The following is a 19,621-nucleotide window of genomic DNA, read 5'->3' as shown; positions in this document are numbered from 1 at the left end:
CCGCGCACGACCGACACGACCGGCAACTGGCCGAGACGGCCGAGACGACCGGCAGGACCGGCACGGCCGAGACACCCGACACGGCCGAGACCCGACCGAGACCGCCACGACGGTACGAGAACGGCCCCGCCCGAACCGGCGGGGCCGTTCTCGTACCCTTGTGCCCGTGCAGGAACTCCACGATGTGCCCCTCGCCCCGCTGACCACCTTCCGGCTAGGGGGCCCCGCGACCCGGCTGATCACGGCGACGACCGACGACGAGGTCGTCGCCGCCGTCCGCGAGGCCGACGACAGCGGGACCCCCTTGCTGGTCATCGGCGGCGGATCCAACCTGGTCGTCGGCGACCAGGGCTTCGCCGGAACGGCCCTGGTCGTCGCCACGCGGGGTTTCTCGCTCGACGGCACGCGGCTGGAGCTGGCCGCGGGCGAGGTGTGGAGCGACGCGGTCACCCGCACCGTCGAGGCGGGCCTCGCGGGGATCGAGTGCCTGGCCGGCATCCCCGGTTCCGCGGGCGCGACGCCGATCCAGAACGTCGGCGCGTACGGCCAGGAGGTCTCCTCGACCGTCACCGAGGTGGTCGCCTACGACCGGGTGACCCGGGAGACGGTCACCCTCACCAACGCCGACTGCGCCTTCTCCTACCGCCACAGCCGCTTCAAGGCCGACCCCGGCCGGCATGTCGTGCTGCGCGTCCGCTTCGAGCTCGAGGAGGCCGGAGGGCTGTCGGCCCCGCTCAGGTATGCGGAGACGGCTCGCGCGCTCGGTGTCGGGGCGGGTGACCGGGTGCCGCTCGCGGCCGCCCGGGAGACGGTCCTGAAGCTCCGCACCGGGAAAGGCATGGTGCTCGATCCCGAGGACCACGACACCTGGTCTGCGGGGTCGTTCTTCACCAACCCGATCCTCGACGACGCGCAGCTCGCCGCGTTCCACGCGCGCGTGCGGGAGCGGCTCGGCGCCGACGTCGCGCCGCCCGCGTACCCGGCGGGCGACGGCCGCACCAAGACCTCAGCCGCCTGGCTGATCGACAAGGCGGGCTTCACCAGGGGATACGGCTCGGGGCCCGCCCGGATCTCCGGCAAGCACACACTGGCCCTCACCAACCGGGGCGGCGCCACCACCGGGGATCTGCTCGCCCTCGCCCGCGAGGTCGTCACGGGCGTGCGCGACGCCTTCGGGATCACGCTGGTCAACGAGCCGGTGATGGTCGGCGTCAGCCTCTGACGCGACCGGTCCCCCGCTCACCGGGCGCACAGTGATCGCATAGGGTCACCCCGAACCCAGGGGAGGGGAAGATCCATGCTGCGTGGAAACGTCCGCCGAGCGGCGGCATCGCTGGTGGGGGCGGCGCTGGCCGGCGTTCTCGTGACGGGCTGCGGACAGGACTCAGGAGCGAAGGCGTCGGAGGGCGACGACGCACAGCCCGAGGTGTTCGTGGACTCCGGGCACCTGCCCGAGCGCCTCGACTCCGACGGCACCACGATCGTCGTCGGCACGGCACGCGCGCGTACGGTCGTCCACCTCTACGAGGACATGCGCTGCCCCGTCTGCGAGCAGTTCGAGGAGGAGGGCGGCGGCGACGGGCTGCGCGGCATGACCCTGTCCGGCGAGGTCCGGACCGAGTACACGCTGGCCTCCTTCCTCGACGACCGGCTGGGGGGCAAGGGTTCCAAGAAGGCCGCCAACGCGCTGCGGGCGGCCCTGGAGGAGGGCAAGTTCCTGGAGTACCACGACGTCCTCTTCGCCCATCAGCCCGAGGAGGCGGTGGACGGCTACACGGACGCCTTCCTGCTGCGGATGGCCTCCAAGGTGCACGGGCTGCGGAGCGCGAAGTTCGACGCCGCCGTCAAGGGCACGAAGTACCGCGGCTTCGTGACCGCCTCGGAGAAGGCGTTTGAGAAGGACGAGGTGCCCGGCACGCCGAACCTCGCGGTCAACGGGAAGCTCCTGGACGAGGAGATGTGGAGCGCGATCTTCGACAAGAAGACCCTGCCGATGGCCATCCGGTTCGCCGCCTCGCAGAACGGCTCCGGGGAGGGCTGACGGGCACCCGGCCGGACGCGCCCGGTCAGCCGGCCAGCCAGTCGTCGATGCCCGAGAGCAGCTTCTGCACCACGTCCCCGGGCGCTGCGGAGGCCCGTACGGACTGACGCGCCAGCTCGGCCAGCTCGGCGTCGGTGAAGCCGTGATGGCGCCGGGCGATCTCGTACTGGGCGGCGAGCCGGGAGCCGAACAGCAGCGGGTCGTCGGCGCCGAGGGCCAGCGGTACCCCCGCCTCGAACAGAGTCCTGAGGGGTACGTCCTCGGGCTTCCCGTAGACGCCGAGGGCGACGTTCGAGGCCGGACAGACCTCGCACGTCACCTGCCGGTCGGCCAGCCGCTTCAGCAGCCGGGGGTCCTCCGCCGCCCGCACCCCGTGCCCGATGCGCGTGGCGTCCAGGTCGTCCAGGCAGTCGCGGACGGAGGCCGGACCGGCCAGCTCCCCGCCGTGCGGCGCGGACAGCAGCCCGCCCTCCCGTGCGATCGCGAAGGCCCGGTCGAAGTCGCGCGCCATGCCGCGCCGCTCGTCGTTGGAGAGCCCGAACCCGACGATGCCCCGGTCCGCGAAGCGCACGGCGAGCCGGGCGAGCGTACGGGCGTCGAGCGGGTGCTTCATCCGGTTCGCGGCCACCAGCACCCGCATCCCGAGCCCCGTGTCGCGCACGGCCGAGTCCACGGCGTCGAGGATGATCTCCAGGGCCGGGATGAGCCCGCCCAGACGGGGCGCGTACGAGGTGGGGTCGACCTGGATCTCCAGCCAGCCGGAGCCGTCCCTGATGTCCTCCTCGGCCGCCTCCCGGACGAGCCGGTGGATGTCCTCCGGCTCCCGCAGACAGGACCTGGCCGCGTCGTACAGGCGCTGGAAGCGGAACCAGCCGCGCTCGTCGGTGGCGCGCAGCTTCGGCGGCTCCCCGCTGGTCAGGGCGTCGGGCAGGTGGATGCCGTACTTGTCGGCCAGCTCCAGCAGGGTCGAGGACCGCATCGACCCGGTGAAGTGCAGATGCAGATGGGCTTTCGGCAGCTCGGAGACGTCACGTGCACGGGGGCGGGGCGGGGTGCGGTCCCCTGAAGAGCTCAGCATTCAAAGATCCTGCCGCACGCCCGTGCCGTCCCGGTAGCGCTTTCGCCGATCGTGGTCTTGCTCGCACACGGAAGCGGGCTCGCGTTCTGTAGGGACCCGGACGTGCGTGCGGGCCGTCTCCCCGGAGGGTGACGGCCCGCACGCGCGCGTGGAGACGCTGGAGAACGACCGGGTGACCGGCCGGGGTGCGTCAGTCCTTCGCCTCGGACAGCAGCTTCTGGATCCGCGAGACACCCTCGACCAGGTCCTCGTCGCCCAGGGCGTACGACAGCCGCAGATAGCCAGGCGTGCCGAAGGCCTCACCCGGGACGACCGCGACCTCGGACTCCTCCAGGATCAGCGCGGCCAGCTCGACGCTGCTCCGCGGGCGCCTGCCGCGGATCTCCTTGCCGAGCAGGGCCTTCACCGAGGGGTACGCGTAGAAGGCGCCCTCGGGCTCCGGGCAGATCACGCCGTCGATCTCGTTGAGCATCCGCACGATGGTCCGGCGGCGGCGGTCGAAGGCCTCGCGCATCTTCGCGGGGGCCTCCAGGTCGCCCTTCACGGCGGCGAGCGCGGCGATCTGGGCCACGTTCGAGACGTTGGACGTGGCGTGCGACTGGAGGTTGGTCGCGGCCTTGACGACGTCCTTCGGACCGATGATCCAGCCCACCCGCCAGCCGGTCATCGCATACGTCTTGGCGACGCCGTTGACCACGATGCACTTGTCGCGCAGCTCGGGCAGGAGCGCCGGCAGGGACACGGAGACCGCGTCGCCGTACACCAGGTGCTCGTAGATCTCGTCGGTCATCACCCACAGGCCGTGCTCGGCGGCCCACCGGCCGATGGCCTCGGTCTGGGCCTCCGAGTAGACGGCACCGGTCGGGTTGGACGGCGAGACGAAGAGGACGACCTTCGTCTTCTCGGTGCGCGCCGCCTCCAGCTGCTCGACGGAGACGCGGTAGCCGGTGGTCTCGTCGGCGACCACGTCCACCGGGACACCGCCCGCGAGCCGGATCGACTCCGGGTACGTGGTCCAGTACGGGGCCGGGACGATGACCTCGTCGCCCGGGTCGAGGATCGCGGCGAAGGCCTCGTAGATGGCCTGCTTGCCGCCGTTGGTGACGAGGACCTGCGAGGCGTCCACCTCGTAGCCGGAGTCGCGCAGGGTCTTCTCGGCGATCGCGGCCTTCAGCTCCGGCAGACCGCCGGCCGGCGTGTACCGGTGGTACTTCGGGTTCTTGCACGCCTCGATGGCGGCCTCGACGATGTAGTCCGGGGTCGGGAAGTCGGGCTCGCCGGCACCGAAGCCGATCACGGGACGTCCGGCGGCCTTGAGGGCCTTCGCCTTGGCGTCCACGGCGAGAGTGGCGGACTCGGAGATCGCACCGACCCGGGCGGAGACCCGGCGCTCGGTGGGAGGGGTTGCAGCGCTCATGCAACCCATCGTTCCAGACCCGAAACGCGTGCGGCACGCGGGTTTCACGGACTGAACACCCACGGATCACCAGCAGAACACCGGTCCCACCACGGCGGGCCGCACGGGGATCACCGCCGGATCCCGGCGGGGCGCCGGAAACCGCAAAGCCCGTGCGGACACTTTCTGTTCGACGCCCGGGCCCGGACCACGTACACTCTCACCTCGTTGGCCTTCACCGGCCGCGCCCACCCGGTGCACACCGAGCACCCGGGCGGATGCGGTACGTTGGGGGAACCAAAGGGTCGTAGCTCAATTGGTAGAGCACTGGTCTCCAAAACCAGCGGTTGGGGGTTCAAGTCCCTCCGGCCCTGCTACACACACCTTCGCCAGGATGTGTGCGCATGTACGTACTGAATGCACCGCCGTGCGGCCTGGCCGGGCGCGGCACGGCCACGACCCGGAATCAGGTGAGGACGAGTGACGGACGCCGTGGGCTCCATCGACAAGCCTGATGCCGAGGCGCCGGAGTCCAAGAAGAAGGCCCGCAAGGGCGGTAAGCGTGGCAAGAAGGGCCCCCTGAAGCGGCTCGCCACCTTCTACCGCCAGGTCGTGGCGGAGCTCCGCAAGGTCGTCTGGCCGACTCGCAATCAGCTGACCACGTACACCAGCGTGGTGATTGTCTTCGTCGTCCTCATGATCGGCCTGGTCACCGTGATTGACTATGGGCTCAACCACGCCGCCAAGTACGTATTCGGCTGAGCCGAGAGCGAAGGGCGCCGTCACCGGCGCCCCTTTCGCGCGTTCCACCCCCATGTAACCAGGAAGAAGCAGCCACCGTGTCTGACCCGAACCTGAACGACGCCACCGAGTCGGTCGAGTCCGTTGAGGACGAGCTCGACATCGTCGGGGGCGCGGACACCGAGGACCCGGACGAGGTCGAGGCTGCCGACGCCGCCGCCGGCGAAGCCGCCGAGGACGCGGCCGTGCACGTCGAGGACGAGGCCGGCACCGACGAGCAGGACGAGTCCGCCGAGGACGCCGCGTCCGCCGCCGAGGACGAGACCGACGAGGACGAGAGCGCCGAGGACGAGACCGAGGCCGCCGAGGCCGAGTCCGTCGAAGAGGCCGAGCCGGTCGACCCCGTCACCGCGCTGCGCGAGGAACTGCGCACCCTCCCCGGCGAGTGGTACGTCATCCACACGTACGCCGGTTACGAGAACCGCGTGAAGACCAACCTCGAGCAGCGTGCCGTCTCGCTGAACGTCGAGGACTTCATCTTCCAGGCCGAGGTGCCGCAGGAAGAGGTCGCGCAGATCAAGAACGGCGAGCGCAAGACCATCCGGCAGAACAAGCTCCCCGGCTACGTGCTGGTGCGCATGGACCTGACGAACGAGTCGTGGGGCGTCGTCCGCAACACCCCTGGTGTCACCGGCTTCGTGGGCAACGCCTACGACCCGTACCCGCTGACCCTGGACGAGATCGTCAAGATGCTCGCCCCGGAGGCCGAGGAGAAGGCCGCCCGCGAGGCCGCCGAGGCCGAGGGCAAGCCCGCTCCGCAGCGCAAGCTCGAGGTCCAGGTGCTGGACTTCGAGGTCGGCGACTCGGTCACCGTCACCGACGGCCCGTTCGCGACGCTGCAGGCGACCATCAACGAGATCAACGCCGACTCGAAGAAGGTCAAGGGCCTCGTCGAGATCTTCGGCCGCGAGACCCCGGTCGAGCTCAGCTTCGACCAGATCCAGAAGAACTGAACCCACGGGTTCTGATCTCACAAGAACTGATCCGGAAGGCCTGACCGGGCTCGACCGACGATCCGGCAGCGGATCGGAAGCCGGGGCCGGTGCCTTCCGGAGCGAGCACTTCCGACCAGGTCAGACAGACTCTCGCGGGGACGGTGTCCCGTCGGTGGGAGACCGTCTGACCTGCTCGGTTTTTGGCCCCGCATGGATACCCGTTATCGTTGTGCGGTATGCCTCCGTCCGGATGACCGGATCGGACGGCTGAAAACTCTCACTAGGACCCGGAGAGAGCAATGCCTCCCAAGAAGAAGAAGGTCACGGGGCTCATCAAGCTCCAGATCCAGGCCGGTGCCGCCAACCCGGCTCCGCCGGTCGGCCCCGCGCTGGGCCAGCACGGCGTCAACATCATGGAGTTCTGCAAGGCCTACAACGCCGCGACCGAGTCGCAGCGTGGCTGGGTCATCCCGGTGGAGATCACGGTCTACGAGGACCGCTCCTTCACCTTCATCACCAAGACCCCGCCGGCCGCGAAGATGATTCTCAAGGCCGCGGGCGTGGAGAAGGGCTCCGGCGAGCCGCACAAGATCAAGGTCGCCAAGATCACCCAGGCGCAGGTCCGCGAGATCGCCACCACCAAGATGCCCGACCTCAACGCGAACGACCTGGACGCCGCGTCGAAGATCATCGCCGGCACCGCCCGTTCCATGGGCATCACGGTCGAGGGCTGACCTCCACCCCCGTGACCACGCGGCGCGAGCCGCACAGTGATCAACGCGTGGCAGGGCCTGCTCGGCCCGCACCACGACTCCTCAGAACACACCAGGAGCAGCAGTGAGCAAGCGCAGCAAGTCTCTCCGCGCTGCGGACGCCAAGATCGACCGGGAGAAGCTGTACGCCCCGCTCGAGGCCGTCCGTCTCGCCAAGGACACCTCCACGACCAAGTTCGACAGCACCGTCGAGGTCGCCTTCCGCCTGGGTGTCGACCCGCGCAAGGCCGACCAGATGGTCCGTGGCACCGTGAACCTCCCGCACGGCACCGGTAAGACCGCCCGGGTCCTGGTCTTCGCGACCGGTGACCGTGCCGAGGCCGCGACCGCCGCGGGCGCCGACATCGTCGGCTCCGACGAGCTCATCGACGAGGTGGCGAAGGGCCGTCTGGACTTCGACGCCGTCGTCGCCACCCCGGACCTCATGGGCAAGGTCGGCCGCCTCGGCCGCGTGCTCGGTCCCCGTGGTCTCATGCCGAACCCCAAGACCGGCACCGTGACCCCGGACGTCGCCAAGGCTGTCACCGAGATCAAGGGTGGCAAGATCGAGTTCCGCGTCGACAAGCACTCGAACCTGCACTTCATCATCGGCAAGACCTCGTTCGACGAGACCAAGCTGGTGGAGAACTACGGCGCCGCGCTCGACGAGATCCTCCGTCTGAAGCCGTCGGCCGCCAAGGGTCGCTACATCAAGAAGGCCGCCATCAGCACCACGATGGGTCCCGGCGTTCCGCTCGACCCGAACCGCACCCGCAACCTCCTCGTCGAGGAGGACCCGGCCGCCGTCTGAGCCTCCCGCTCGGCACTCCGGCCGCACCGCGCACGCGATGCGTGGACGGGCCCCGCAACCTTTCGAGGTGCGGGGCCCGTCCTCGTATCCGGGAGACGTCCGCCGCACCGCGCCCACGAGGGCGCCCGGGCCCCGGGAAGGGCGGCGGCGGCCGGATCCGGACACGAGTGTCGGTGGGCTGCGCTAGCGTGCGGTTCACAGGATTCGCATAGGGGTGGGAAGCATGAAGAGCACGACAGCGCGCCGCGTGGCCCTTTCGATCGTGATGGTGACCGCGCTCACGGGGGTGGCCGCCTGCAACTCCTCGGACGACTCCGACGCCTCGGGAAGCTCCGGCAAGGACGACAGGGCGGCGCACAAGGGCACGACCCATGTGAGCCCCATCGCCGCGTTGCGCTCCGCGGAGAAGTCCACGGACAAGGCCGACTCCGCCAAGGTCGAGTCGACGACGACCATGGGCACGATGATGTCCATGAAGGCCGACGGTGCCCTCGGCTGGGGCGACGGCCTCGTCGGCAACATGACGATCACGTACACCGGCGGCCAGCTGGCCGACACGATGCGGCAGACCGGCAGTACGTCGATGGAGGCCCGCTACCTGCCCGACGCGTACTTCGCGCACATGGGCGACAAGTTCGCCGAGCAGGCGGGCGGCAAGCACTGGATCAGGTACGGGTACGACGACCTGGCGGACATCGCCGGCGGCTCGGGCGCGTACATGAAGGACCAGATGCAGAACAGCACGCCGAACCAGTCGGTGAAGCTGCTGCTGGCCTCCGGCGACGTAAAGAAGGTCGGCGAGGAGAAGGTGCGCGGCCAGAACACCACGCACTACTCCGGCACGGTGAACGTGGCGGACCTCGCGGACCGGACGTCCAGCCTGAGCGCGAGCCAGCTCGCCGACCTGAAGAAGCAGCTGCAGACCGCCGGCATCACCACGGAGACCGTCGACCTGTGGGTGAACGACGAGAACCTGCTGGTCAAGAAGGCGGAGAAGGGCGAGATGACGTCGGGTGAGATGTCCTCGACGGCGTACTACAGCGATTACGGGGTGAAGGTCTCCGCCGAGGAGCCCCCGGCGGGCGACACGGCCGACTTCAAGGACCTGATGCCGTCGCAGGGTGCCGGCGCCTAGAAACGCCTGGGACTCGCGGGTCCTTCCGGGATACCTTTCGATCAGCTGTCAATCGTTCAAGTGTCCTTGGGGGGACCTGTGAAACTCTCTGTACGCCGATCCGTGGAGCTCAGGGCGACGAGCGCGGTGCTCGCCGCCCTCCTGCTCGGCGGGGGAGCGGTCGCCTGTTCCAAGGACGACACGAAGGGCGGTGCGAAGGGCTCCGGCGCTTCCGTCGGTGACGAGTCGCCCCGGATGACGCCCGCCGCTGCCGTGGCGAAGGCCGCGAAGAACACCGAGGACATCACCTCCTTCAGCTACCGGATGTCCGGCGAGATCCCGGACCAGGGCCGTGTCAGGGCCGAGGCCTCGATGCGGGTGAAGCCGACCGTGGCCATGAGCATGAAGATGACCGCCCTCGACCAGGGAGCGGACGGCAAGGCCGAGATCCGCCTGGTGGACAAGGCGATGTACATCGGCGGGACCGCGGCGGCCGCCAAGGAGATGGACGGCAAGCGCTGGATCAAGTTCGACCTGTCCGCGCTCGGGGACGACGCGACGGGCGGCGAGTCCCTCGGCGCGGTCGGGGAGGCCGACAAGAACCCGGCCCAGGAGTCCACCTTCCTCACCGGCTCCAAGGACGTGAAGAAGGTCGGCACCGAGACCGTCGCCGGCGTGAAGACCACCCACTACAGGGGCACGGTCACCCTCGACGAGTTCCGCGACTCGCTCAAGGACGAGGACAAGGCCACCCGTGAGAAGCGGGAGAAGAGCCTCGACCAGTACGAGAAGATGGGCGTCGACACGCTCAACATGGACATGTGGATCGACGGCGACGACCATACCAAGCAGTTCCGTCTGCGGGGCGACGCCGACAAGGGCAAGCTGGACATGACGATCACCTTCCTCGACGTCAACAAGCCGGTGACGGTCCAGGCCCCGCCCGCGAAGGACACCCTCGACCTGGCCGACATGATGAACGACATGGAGGGCTGACCCGGGCGGATTTGCCTGTCGCCGTCCCGGTCCCGTACGCTTCCACAGAAGCCAAAGACCGCTGGTCGTTGCTGTGTGCTCGCAAGAGGACGCGGCGGCCGAAGGATCCGCTGAACTGCGGACGACCCGCGCAGGTGACTGTGGATGAACTCCCGGGCAGCTCCGTTCCTACGGACTCCGTCTGGTCGAGTCACGCCCCGTGCGCCTGCGCCGGGGCGTTTCGTTTTGCGCAGCCCCTTCTGAGCGGTCCTCATCACCCGGAAGGAGGCCGACGCTCTATGGCAAGGCCCGACAAGGCTGCCGCGGTAGCCGAGCTCACGGACCAGTTCCGCAGCTCGAACGCCGCCGTGCTGACCGAGTACCGGGGTCTCACCGTGGCCCAGCTCAAGCAGCTGCGCCGTTCGCTCGGTGAGAACGCCCAGTACGCCGTGGTGAAGAACACGCTGACCAAGATTGCGGCCAACGAGGCCGGGATCAACACGCTCGACGACCTGTTCAACGGTCCGACGGCGGTCGCCTTCGTCACCGGTGACCCGGTGGAGTCGGCGAAGGGTCTTCGTGACTTCGCCAAGGACAATCCGAACCTCGTCATCAAGGGCGGTGTCCTTGACGGCAAGGCGCTGTCCGCCGACGAGATCAAGAAGCTTGCGGACCTCGAGTCCCGCGAGGTTCTGCTCGCCAAGCTGGCGGGCGCCATGAAGGGCAAGCAGTCGCAGGCTGCCGCGCTCTTCCAGGCGCTTCCCTCGAAGTTCGTCCGCACCGCGGAGGCGCTTCGTGCCAAGAAGGCCGAGCAGGGCGGTGCCGAGTAATTCGGCTCGCGCATTGACCGCCGCCTGAGACCGGGCGACCGAGGGCAGCACGCCCGAGGACACCGGAGAGCGGCAGCGGTCACAGCGGGCCGAACGTACGCCCGCCTCACCTGTACATCACGGCACCAGCCGGATTAGTGGAAGGATCGCCCATCATGGCGAAGCTCAGCCAGGAAGACCTGCTCGCGCAGTTCGAGGAGATGACCCTCATCGAGCTCTCCGAGTTCGTGAAGGCCTTCGAGGACAAGTTCGACGTCACCGCCGCCGCCCCGGTCGCCGTCGCCGGTGGCGCGGCTGCCGGTGCCCCGGTCGAGGCCGCCGAGGAGCAGGACGAGTTCGACGTCATCCTCACCGGCGCCGGTGACAAGAAGATCCAGGTCATCAAGGTCGTGCGTGAGCTGACCTCCCTGGGTCTGAAGGAGGCCAAGGACCTCGTCGACGGCGCCCCGAAGCCCGTCCTCGAGAAGGTCGCCAAGGACGCCGCGGAGAAGGCCGCCGAGTCCCTCAAGGGCGCCGGCGCCTCCGTCGAGGTCAAGTAAGCCCCCTGAGAGCCCTCAGGCTCTCTCGCGCACGCACACAGCCGCTCCCGCAGGGCTGTAACGCTGACGCACCGAAGAGCGATCACCCAACTGGGTGGTCGCTCTTCGGCGTTCCAGGGGGTCCCGCAGCGGCTCCCTTGCACTGTCGGTCGCGACGAGTAGGGTGATCTTCGTTGTGCCCCTGGCCGCCTGGTGACGGGCTGCGGGAGGGGCCGTACGTGACGATCGCGGCACTCGCTCGGGCTTGGGGGGCCTTGACGAACGGCACGCAGCGCGCAATTCTCAGGACGCGTCGTCACAACGATCCGGATCCGAGGCATGGATCGGTGGCGAAGAGGGCAGTATCGATGTGCATCGAGGGCGTGGCTTGCAGCAGGGGTTGAGAACAACGAGGGTCTCAAAAAACCCGCACTGGACATCAGTGTGCCTAGTGGCTACACTGACCCTTTGCGCTGCCTGTTAGCTGCCTCCTGCCCGTCACCAGGGGCATGCCCTCGCTTGAGCACCGGTGATCGAACCGCCCCGACCTGGCCTTCCGGCCCGGTGGGGAAGCGTCGACCACCGCGCCCTAGCCGGGGACCGGTACGCGCGTAGTGAGTCCGAGCCCTCGGAAGGACCCCCTCTTGGCCGCCTCGCGCACTGCCTCGACCGCGAATACGAACAACGGCGCCAGCACCGCCCCGCTGCGCATCTCCTTTGCAAAGATCAAGGAGCCCCTCGAGGTTCCGAACCTTCTTGCGCTGCAAACCGAGAGCTTCGACTGGCTGCTCGGAAACGACGCGTGGAAGGCTCGTGTCGAGGCGGCTCTGGACAGTGGACAGGACGTCCCCACCAAGTCCGGTCTGGAAGAGATCTTCGAGGAGATCTCCCCGATCGAGGACTTCTCCGGGTCGATGTCGCTGACCTTCCGCGACCACCGCTTCGAGCCCCCCAAGAACTCCATCGACGAGTGCAAGGAGCGCGACTTCACGTTCGCGGCCCCGCTCTTCGTCACCGCCGAGTTCACCAACAACGAGACCGGCGAGATCAAGTCCCAGACGGTCTTCATGGGCGACTTCCCGCTCATGACCAACAAGGGCACCTTCGTCATCAACGGCACCGAGCGTGTCGTGGTGTCGCAGCTGGTCCGTTCGCCGGGTGTCTACTTCGACTCCTCGATCGACAAGACGTCCGACAAGGACATCTTCTCCGCCAAGGTCATCCCGTCCCGGGGAGCCTGGCTGGAGATGGAGATCGACAAGCGCGACATGGTCGGTGTGCGCATCGACCGCAAGCGCAAGCAGTCCGTCACCGTCCTCCTCAAGGCCCTCGGCTGGACCACCGAGCAGATCCTCGAGGAGTTCGGCGAGTACGAGTCCATGCGCGCCACCCTGGAGAAGGACCACACCCAGGGCCAGGACGACGCGCTGCTCGACATCTACCGCAAGCTGCGTCCGGGCGAGCCGCCGACCCGCGAGGCCGCGCAGACGCTGCTCGAGAACCTCTACTTCAACCCCAAGCGCTACGACCTCGCCAAGGTCGGCCGCTACAAGGTCAACAAGAAGCTGGGCGGCGACGCCCCGCTCGACGCCGGCATCCTGACCGTCGAGGACATCATCTCGACGATCAAGTACCTGGTGAAGCTGCACGCCGGTGAGACCGAGACCGTCGGTGACAACGGCACCTCGATGGTCGTCGAGACCGACGACATCGACCACTTCGGCAACCGTCGTCTGCGCAACGTCGGCGAGCTCATCCAGAACCAGGTCCGCACGGGTCTGGCTCGTATGGAGCGCGTCGTCCGCGAGCGGATGACGACTCAGGACGTCGAGGCGATCACGCCGCAGACCCTGATCAACATCCGGCCGGTCGTCGCCTCCATCAAGGAGTTCTTCGGCACCAGCCAGCTCTCGCAGTTCATGGACCAGAACAACCCGCTGTCGGGTCTCACCCACAAGCGCCGCCTGTCGGCCCTTGGCCCGGGTGGTCTCTCCCGTGAGCGCGCCGGCTTCGAGGTCCGTGACGTGCACCCCTCGCACTACGGCCGCATGTGCCCGATCGAGACGCCCGAAGGCCCGAACATCGGTCTGATCGGCTCCCTCGCCTCCTACGGCCGGGTCAACGCGTTCGGTTTCGTCGAGACCCCGTACCGCAAGGTCGTCGAGGGTGTCGTCACCGACGAGGTCGACTACCTGACGGCCGACGAGGAGGACCGCTTCGTCATCGCGCAGGCCAACGCGCCGCTCACCGACGAGCTCCGCTTCGAGGAGTCCCGCGTGCTGGTCCGCCGCCGCGGCGGCGAGGTCGACTACGTCCCCGGTGACGACGTCGACTACATGGACGTCTCCCCGCGCCAGATGGTGTCGGTCGCGACCGCCATGATCCCGTTCCTCGAGCACGACGACGCCAACCGTGCCCTCATGGGCGCGAACATGATGCGCCAGGCCGTGCCCCTCATCAAGTCCGAGGCGCCGCTCGTCGGCACCGGCATGGAGTACCGCTGCGCCGTCGACGCCGGCGACGTGCTCAAGTCGGAGAAGGACGGTGTGGTCCAGGAGGTCTCCGCGGACTACATCACCACCGCCAACGACGACGGCACGTACACCACGTACCGCCTCGCGAAGTTCTCCCGCTCCAACCAGGGCACCTCTGTGAACCAGAAGGTCGTCGTGGACGAGGGCGCGCGGGTCGTCGCCGGTCAGGTCCTGGCCGACGGTCCGGCCACCGAGAACGGCGAGATGGCGCTCGGCAAGAACCTGCTCGTGGCGTTCATGCCGTGGGAGGGTCACAACTACGAGGACGCGATCATCCTGTCGCAGCGCCTCGTGCAGGACGACGTCCTCTCCTCGATCCACATCGAGGAGCACGAGGTCGACGCCCGTGACACCAAGCTCGGCCCCGAGGAGATCACCCGGGACATCCCGAACGTCTCCGAGGAGGTCCTCGCCGACCTCGACGAGCGCGGCATCATCCGTATCGGTGCCGAGGTCGTCGCCGGCGACATCCTCGTCGGCAAGGTCACGCCCAAGGGCGAGACCGAGCTGACCCCGGAGGAGCGCCTGCTCCGCGCGATCTTCGGCGAGAAGGCGCGCGAGGTCCGTGACACCTCGCTGAAGGTGCCGCACGGCGAGATCGGCAAGGTCATCGGCGTCCGCGTCTTCGACCGCGAGGAGGGCGACGAGCTTCCCCCCGGTGTGAACCAGCTGGTGCGCGTGTACGTGGCGCAGAAGCGCAAGATCACCGACGGTGACAAGCTCGCCGGCCGTCACGGCAACAAGGGCGTCATCTCCAAGATCCTGCCGATCGAGGACATGCCGTTCCTGGAGGACGGCACCCCGGTCGACATCATCCTCAACCCCCTCGGCGTCCCGTCCCGAATGAACCCGGGACAGGTCCTGGAGATCCACCTCGGCTGGCTCGCCAGCCGCGGCTGGGACGTCTCCGGCCTCGGGGAGGACTGGGCGCAGCGCCTCCAGGCCATCGAGGCCGACAAGGTCGACCCGGGCACGAACGTCGCCACCCCCGTCTTCGACGGTGCGCGCGAGGACGAGCTCGCGGGTCTGCTGCAGCACACGATCCCGAACCGCGACGGCGAGCGCATGGTGCTCCCGACCGGCAAGGCGCCGCTGTTCGACGGCCGCTCCGGCGAGCCGTTCCCGGAGCCGATCTCCGTCGGCTACATGTACATCCTCAAGCTCCACCACCTGGTCGACGACAAGCTGCACGCCCGTTCGACCGGTCCGTACTCGATGATCACCCAGCAGCCGCTGGGTGGTAAGGCCCAGTTCGGTGGCCAGCGTTTCGGCGAGATGGAGGTGTGGGCACTCGAGGCGTACGGTGCGGCCTACGCCCTCCAGGAGCTGCTGACCATCAAGTCCGACGACGTCACCGGCCGCGTGAAGGTCTACGAGGCCATCGTCAAGGGCGAGAACATCCCCGAGCCCGGCATCCCCGAGTCCTTCAAGGTGCTCATCAAGGAGATGCAGTCTCTCTGCCTCAACGTGGAGGTGCTGTCCAGCGACGGTATGTCCATCGAAATGCGTGACACCGACGAGGACGTCTTCCGCGCGGCGGAGGAGCTCGGCATCGACCTGTCCCGGCGCGAGCCGAGCAGCGTCGAAGAGGTCTGACGGGAGTCCGGCGGGGCCTCTGACCAGAGGCCCCGCCGACCCCGCGACCCCCGTTTCAGACCACAGACTTACAACCCTGAGAGGGATTGACGCATAGTGCTCGACGTCAACTTCTTCGATGAGCTCCGGATCGGTCTGGCCACCGCTGACGACATCCGTCAGTGGAGCCACGGCGAGGTCAAGAAGCCCGAGACCATCAACTACCGCACCCTCAAGCCCGAGAAGGACGGACTCTTCTGCGAGAAGATCTTCGGTCCGACCCGGGACTGGGAGTGCTACTGCGGCAAGTACAAGCGTGTCCGCTTCAAGGGCATCATCTGCGAGCGCTGCGGCGTCGAGGTCACTCGCGCCAAGGTGCGCCGTGAGCGGATGGGCCACATCGAGCTGGCCGCTCCCGTCACCCACATCTGGTACTTCAAGGGCGTCCCGTCGCGCCTGGGCTACCTGCTCGACCTCGCCCCGAAGGACCTGGAGAAGGTCATCTACTTCGCGGCGTACATGATCACGTACGTCGACGAGGAGCGCCGCACCCGCGACCTGCCCTCGCTGGAGGCCCACGTCTCCGTCGAGCGCCAGCAGGTCGAGAACCGCCGCGACGCCGACCTCGAGGCCCGCGCCAAGAAGCTCGAGACCGACCTGGCCGAGCTGGAGGCCGAGGGCGCCAAGGCCGACGTGCGCCGCAAGGTGCGCGAGGGCGCCGAGCGTGAGATGAAGCAGCTGCGCGACCGTGCGCAGCGCGAGATCGACCGTCTCGACGAGGTGTGGACCCGCTTCAAGAACCTCAAGGTCCAGGACCTCGAGGGCGACGAGCTCCTCTACCGCGAGCTGCGTGACCGCTTCGGCACGTACTTCGACGGTTCGATGGGTGCCGCGGCGCTGCAGAAGCGCCTGGAGTCCTTCGACCTCGAGGAGGAGGCCGAGCGTCTCCGCGAGATCATCCGCACCGGCAAGGGCCAGAAGAAGACCCGTGCGCTCAAGCGCCTCAAGGTCGTCTCCGCGTTCCTGCAGACCAGCAACAGCCCCAAGGGCATGGTGCTCGACTGCGTGCCGGTCATCCCGCCGGACCTGCGTCCGATGGTGCAGCTGGACGGTGGCCGCTTCGCGACCTCCGACCTGAACGACCTGTACCGCCGTGTCATCAACCGCAACAACCGCCTGAAGCGGCTTCTCGACCTCGGCGCGCCCGAGATCATCGTGAACAACGAGAAGCGCATGCTCCAGGAGGCCGTCGACGCGCTCTTCGACAACGGCCGCCGCGGCCGCCCGGTCACGGGCCCCGGCAACCGTCCGCTGAAGTCGCTGTCCGACATGCTCAAGGGCAAGCAGGGCCGCTTCCGTCAGAACCTGCTCGGCAAGCGAGTCGACTACTCGGCGCGTTCCGTGATCGTCGTCGGCCCGCAGCTGAAGCTGCACCAGTGCGGTCTGCCGAAGGCCATGGCGCTGGAGCTCTTCAAGCCGTTCGTGATGAAGCGCCTGGTCGACCTGAACCACGCGCAGAACATCAAGAGCGCCAAGCGCATGGTCGAGCGCGGCCGCACGGTCGTGTACGACGTGCTCGAAGAGGTCATCGCGGAGCACCCGGTCCTGCTGAACCGCGCGCCCACCCTGCACCGCCTCGGCATCCAGGCCTTCGAGCCGCAGCTGGTCGAGGGCAAGGCCATCCAGATCCACCCGCTCGTCTGCACCGCGTTCAACGCGGACTTCGACGGTGACCAGATGGCCGTGCACCTGCCGCTTTCCGCGGAGGCGCAGGCCGAGGCCCGCATCCTGATGCTGTCCTCGAACAACATCCTCAAGCCCGCGGACGGCCGTCCGGTGACGATGCCGACCCAGGACATGGTCCTCGGTCTGTTCTTCCTCACCACCGACGGCGAGATGCGGGACACCAAGGGCGAGGGCCGTGCCTTCGGCTCCACCGCCGAGGCGACCATGGCGTTCGACGCCGGCGAGCTCGCGCTCCAGTCGCCCGTCGACATCCGCTTCCCGGTGGGCACCATCCCGCCGCGCGGCTGGACCCCGCCGGAGGGCGACGCCGCCGCCGAGTGGCAGCAGGGTGACCCCTTCCGTCTCCGTACGACGCTGGGCCGTGCGCTCTTCAACGAGCTGCTGCCCGAGGACTACCCGTTCGTCGACTACTCGGTGGGCAAGAAGCAGCTCGGCGAGATCGTCAACGACCTGGCCGAGCGCTACCCCAAGGTGATCGTGGCGGCGACGCTCGACAACCTGAAGGCGGCGGGCTTCTACTGGGGCACCCGCTCCGGTGTCACCGTGGCCATCTCCGACGTCGTCGTTCCCGAGGCGAAGAAGGAGATCGTCAAGGGCTACGAGGCGCAGGACGAGAAGGTCCAGAAGCAGTACGAGCGCGGTCTGATCACCAAGGAAGAGCGCACGCAGGAGCTCATCGCGATCTGGACCAAGGCGACCAACGAGGTCGCCGAGGCGATGAACGCGAACTTCCCGAAGACGAACCCCATCTTCATGATGGTCGACTCGGGTGCGCGCGGAAACATGATGCAGATGCGTCAGATCGCCGGTATGCGCGGTCTGGTGTCCAACGCCAAGAACGAGACGATCCCGCGTCCCATCAAGGCGTCGTTCCGTGAGGGCCTGTCGGTGCTGGAGTACTTCATCTCCACGCACGGTGCCCGTAAGGGTCTGGCGGACACCGCCCTGCGTACCGCCGACTCGGGTTACCTGACCCGTCGTCTGGTGGACGTCTCGCAGGACGTCATCATCCGCGAGGAGGACTGCGGCACCGAGCGCGGTCTGAAGCTGCGGATCGCCGACCGCGGCGCCGACGGTGTGCTGCGCAAGACCGACGACGTCGAGACCAGCGTCTACGCCCGCATGCTCGCCGAGGACGTCGTCATCGACGGCAAGGTGATCGCGCCGGCCAACGTGGACCTCGGCGACGTGCTCATCGACCAGCTGGTGCACCACGGCGTCGAGGAGGTCAAGACCCGTTCGATCCTGACCTGCGAGTCGGCCGTCGGCACCTGCGCCATGTGCTACGGCCGCTCGCTGGCCACCGGCAAGCTGGTCGACATCGGTGAGGCGGTCGGCATCATCGCCGCCCAGTCGATCGGTGAGCCCGGCACGCAGCTGACGATGCGTACCTTCCACACCGGTGGTGTGGCCGGTGACGACATCACCCAGGGTCTGCCCCGAGTCGTCGAGCTCTTCGAAGCCCGTACGCCGAAGGGTGTCGCCCCGATCTCCGAGGCCTCCGGCCGCGTCCGGATCGAGGAGACCGAGAAGACCAAGAAGATCGTCGTCACCCCGGACGACGGCAGCGACGAGACGGCGTTCCCGATCTCGAAGCGTGCCCGTCTGCTGGTCGGCGAGGGCGACCACGTCGAGGTGGGCCAGAAGCTCACCGTGGGTGCCACCAACCCGCACGACGTGCTGCGCATCCTCGGCCAGCGCGCCGTCCAGGTCCACCTGGTCGGCGAGGTCCAGAAGGTCTACAACTCGCAGGGCGTGTCGATCCACGACAAGCACATCGAGATCATCATCCGGCAGATGCTGCGCCGCGTGACGATCATCGAGTCCGGCGACGCGGAGCTGCTGCCGGGCGAGCTCGTCGAGCGCTCGAAGTTCGAGACCGAGAACCGTCGTGTGGTGCAGGAAGGCGGCCACCCGGCCTCCGGCCGCCCGCAGCTGATGGGTATCACCAAGGCCTCGCTCGCCACCGAGTCGTGGCTGTCGGCGGCGTCCTTCCAGGAGACGACCAGGGTTCTGACGGACGCGGCGATCAACGCCAAGTCCGACTCCCTGATCGGCCTCAAGGAGAACGTCATCATCGGTAAGCTCATCCCGGCCGGTACGGGCCTGTCCCGCTACCGCAACATCCGGGTCGAGCCGACCGAGGAGGCCAAGGCCGCGATGTACTCGGCCGTCGGCTACGACGACATCGACTACTCGCCGTTCGGCACCGGCTCCGGCCAGGCCGTTCCGCTGGAGGACTACGACTACGGTCCGTACAACCAGTAGCAGCGGGCGCGGGCCGCGGGCGCCACGAGCGCGTACGCGGCCCGCGGCAGTCCGACGGGCGGTCACCTCCCTCAGGGGGTGGCCGCCCGTCGGCGTGTACGGCGTCCTGGGCCCCTACGGGTGTCTTCCCGCCAGGAGGGAACCATCGCGCATCAGGGTGCGTTTGGAGATGATGGAGGCCATACCGCCGCCGGGGGAGGTATTCCGTGACGTACCCGACACCGTGGCAGCCGTGGAGCGGGCAGAA

General features: G+C 68.2%; 14 protein-coding genes and 1 tRNA gene. 13 read left to right on the top strand and 2 right to left on the bottom strand.

What is annotated here, in order from left to right; translation table 11 throughout:
* The first annotated feature begins 160 nt into the window (after positions 1–160).
* Together ACFY93_RS02630 and ACFY93_RS02625 are read left to right on the top strand one after the other, a co-directional pair.
* Positions 161–1,222, top strand: a complete 1,062-nt coding sequence (locus ACFY93_RS02630; protein WP_391352898.1) for a UDP-N-acetylmuramate dehydrogenase — start codon at positions 161–163, stop codon at positions 1,220–1,222.
* A gap of 75 nt (positions 1,223–1,297) precedes the next feature.
* Positions 1,298–2,041 carry a thioredoxin domain-containing protein gene (locus tag ACFY93_RS02625; RefSeq protein WP_391352896.1) on the top strand — a complete coding sequence of 248 codons (744 nt, stop codon included), beginning with the start codon at positions 1,298–1,300 and terminating at the stop codon, positions 2,039–2,041.
* 25 nt (positions 2,042–2,066) lie between these two features.
* Here ACFY93_RS02625 and ACFY93_RS02620 read toward each other — a convergent pair whose 3' ends face one another.
* Both ACFY93_RS02620 and ACFY93_RS02615 read right to left on the bottom strand, forming a co-directional pair.
* Complete coding sequence (locus ACFY93_RS02620) at positions 2,067–3,119, bottom strand: adenosine deaminase (protein WP_391352895.1); 1,053 nt, start codon at positions 3,117–3,119, stop codon at positions 2,067–2,069.
* A 190-nt stretch (positions 3,120–3,309) separates the two neighbouring features.
* The gene (locus ACFY93_RS02615; RefSeq protein WP_391352894.1) at positions 3,310–4,536 is read right to left on the bottom strand and encodes an aminotransferase class I/II-fold pyridoxal phosphate-dependent enzyme; all 1,227 of its coding nucleotides are present in this window, start codon (positions 4,534–4,536) and stop codon (positions 3,310–3,312) included.
* A 280-nt stretch (positions 4,537–4,816) separates the two neighbouring features.
* Here ACFY93_RS02615 and ACFY93_RS02610 point away from each other — a divergent pair.
* The 11 genes from ACFY93_RS02610 (at position 4,817) to ACFY93_RS02560 (ending at position 19,374) form a co-directional block, all read left to right on the top strand.
* A tRNA-Trp gene (locus ACFY93_RS02610) sits at positions 4,817–4,889 on the top strand.
* Between the two features lie 106 nt (positions 4,890–4,995).
* Positions 4,996–5,277, top strand: coding sequence for a preprotein translocase subunit SecE (secE, locus tag ACFY93_RS02605; protein ID WP_391352893.1), 282 nt, complete (start codon positions 4,996–4,998; stop codon positions 5,275–5,277).
* Between the two features lie 77 nt (positions 5,278–5,354).
* Complete coding sequence (gene nusG, locus ACFY93_RS02600) at positions 5,355–6,269, top strand: transcription termination/antitermination protein NusG (RefSeq protein ID WP_391352891.1); 915 nt, start codon at positions 5,355–5,357, stop codon at positions 6,267–6,269.
* Positions 6,270–6,550: 281 nt separating this feature from the next.
* On the top strand, positions 6,551–6,985 hold the full coding sequence (rplK, locus tag ACFY93_RS02595; RefSeq protein WP_391352889.1) for a 50S ribosomal protein L11: 435 nt from the start codon (positions 6,551–6,553) through the stop codon (positions 6,983–6,985).
* A gap of 103 nt (positions 6,986–7,088) precedes the next feature.
* Positions 7,089–7,814 carry a 50S ribosomal protein L1 gene (rplA, locus tag ACFY93_RS02590; RefSeq protein ID WP_391352888.1) on the top strand — a complete coding sequence of 242 codons (726 nt, stop codon included), beginning with the start codon at positions 7,089–7,091 and terminating at the stop codon, positions 7,812–7,814.
* Positions 7,815–8,037: 223 nt separating this feature from the next.
* Positions 8,038–8,949 carry a hypothetical protein gene (locus ACFY93_RS02585; protein WP_391352886.1) on the top strand — a complete coding sequence of 304 codons (912 nt, stop codon included), beginning with the start codon at positions 8,038–8,040 and terminating at the stop codon, positions 8,947–8,949.
* A gap of 78 nt (positions 8,950–9,027) precedes the next feature.
* Positions 9,028–9,924 carry a DUF1396 domain-containing protein gene (locus ACFY93_RS02580; RefSeq protein WP_391352885.1) on the top strand — a complete coding sequence of 299 codons (897 nt, stop codon included), beginning with the start codon at positions 9,028–9,030 and terminating at the stop codon, positions 9,922–9,924.
* A 278-nt stretch (positions 9,925–10,202) separates the two neighbouring features.
* On the top strand, positions 10,203–10,733 hold the full coding sequence (rplJ, locus tag ACFY93_RS02575; RefSeq protein ID WP_391352884.1) for a 50S ribosomal protein L10: 531 nt from the start codon (positions 10,203–10,205) through the stop codon (positions 10,731–10,733).
* A 155-nt stretch (positions 10,734–10,888) separates the two neighbouring features.
* Entirely contained in the window at positions 10,889–11,272 is a 384-nt protein-coding gene (gene rplL, locus ACFY93_RS02570) for a 50S ribosomal protein L7/L12 (protein ID WP_391352882.1), read from the top strand.
* Positions 11,273–11,895: 623 nt separating this feature from the next.
* The gene (gene rpoB, locus ACFY93_RS02565; protein WP_391352881.1) at positions 11,896–15,381 is read left to right on the top strand and encodes a DNA-directed RNA polymerase subunit beta; all 3,486 of its coding nucleotides are present in this window, start codon (positions 11,896–11,898) and stop codon (positions 15,379–15,381) included.
* Positions 15,382–15,477: 96 nt separating this feature from the next.
* Positions 15,478–19,374, top strand: a complete 3,897-nt coding sequence (locus ACFY93_RS02560) for a DNA-directed RNA polymerase subunit beta' (RefSeq protein WP_391352879.1) — start codon at positions 15,478–15,480, stop codon at positions 19,372–19,374.
* Positions 19,375–19,621 lie beyond the last annotated feature (247 nt).

Origin of the sequence: Streptomyces sp. NPDC008313 (assembly GCF_042956125.1) — a bacterium.
GTDB lineage: Bacteria > Actinomycetota > Actinomycetes > Streptomycetales > Streptomycetaceae > Streptomyces.
This window is presented reverse-complemented; position numbering and strand designations above follow the sequence as displayed.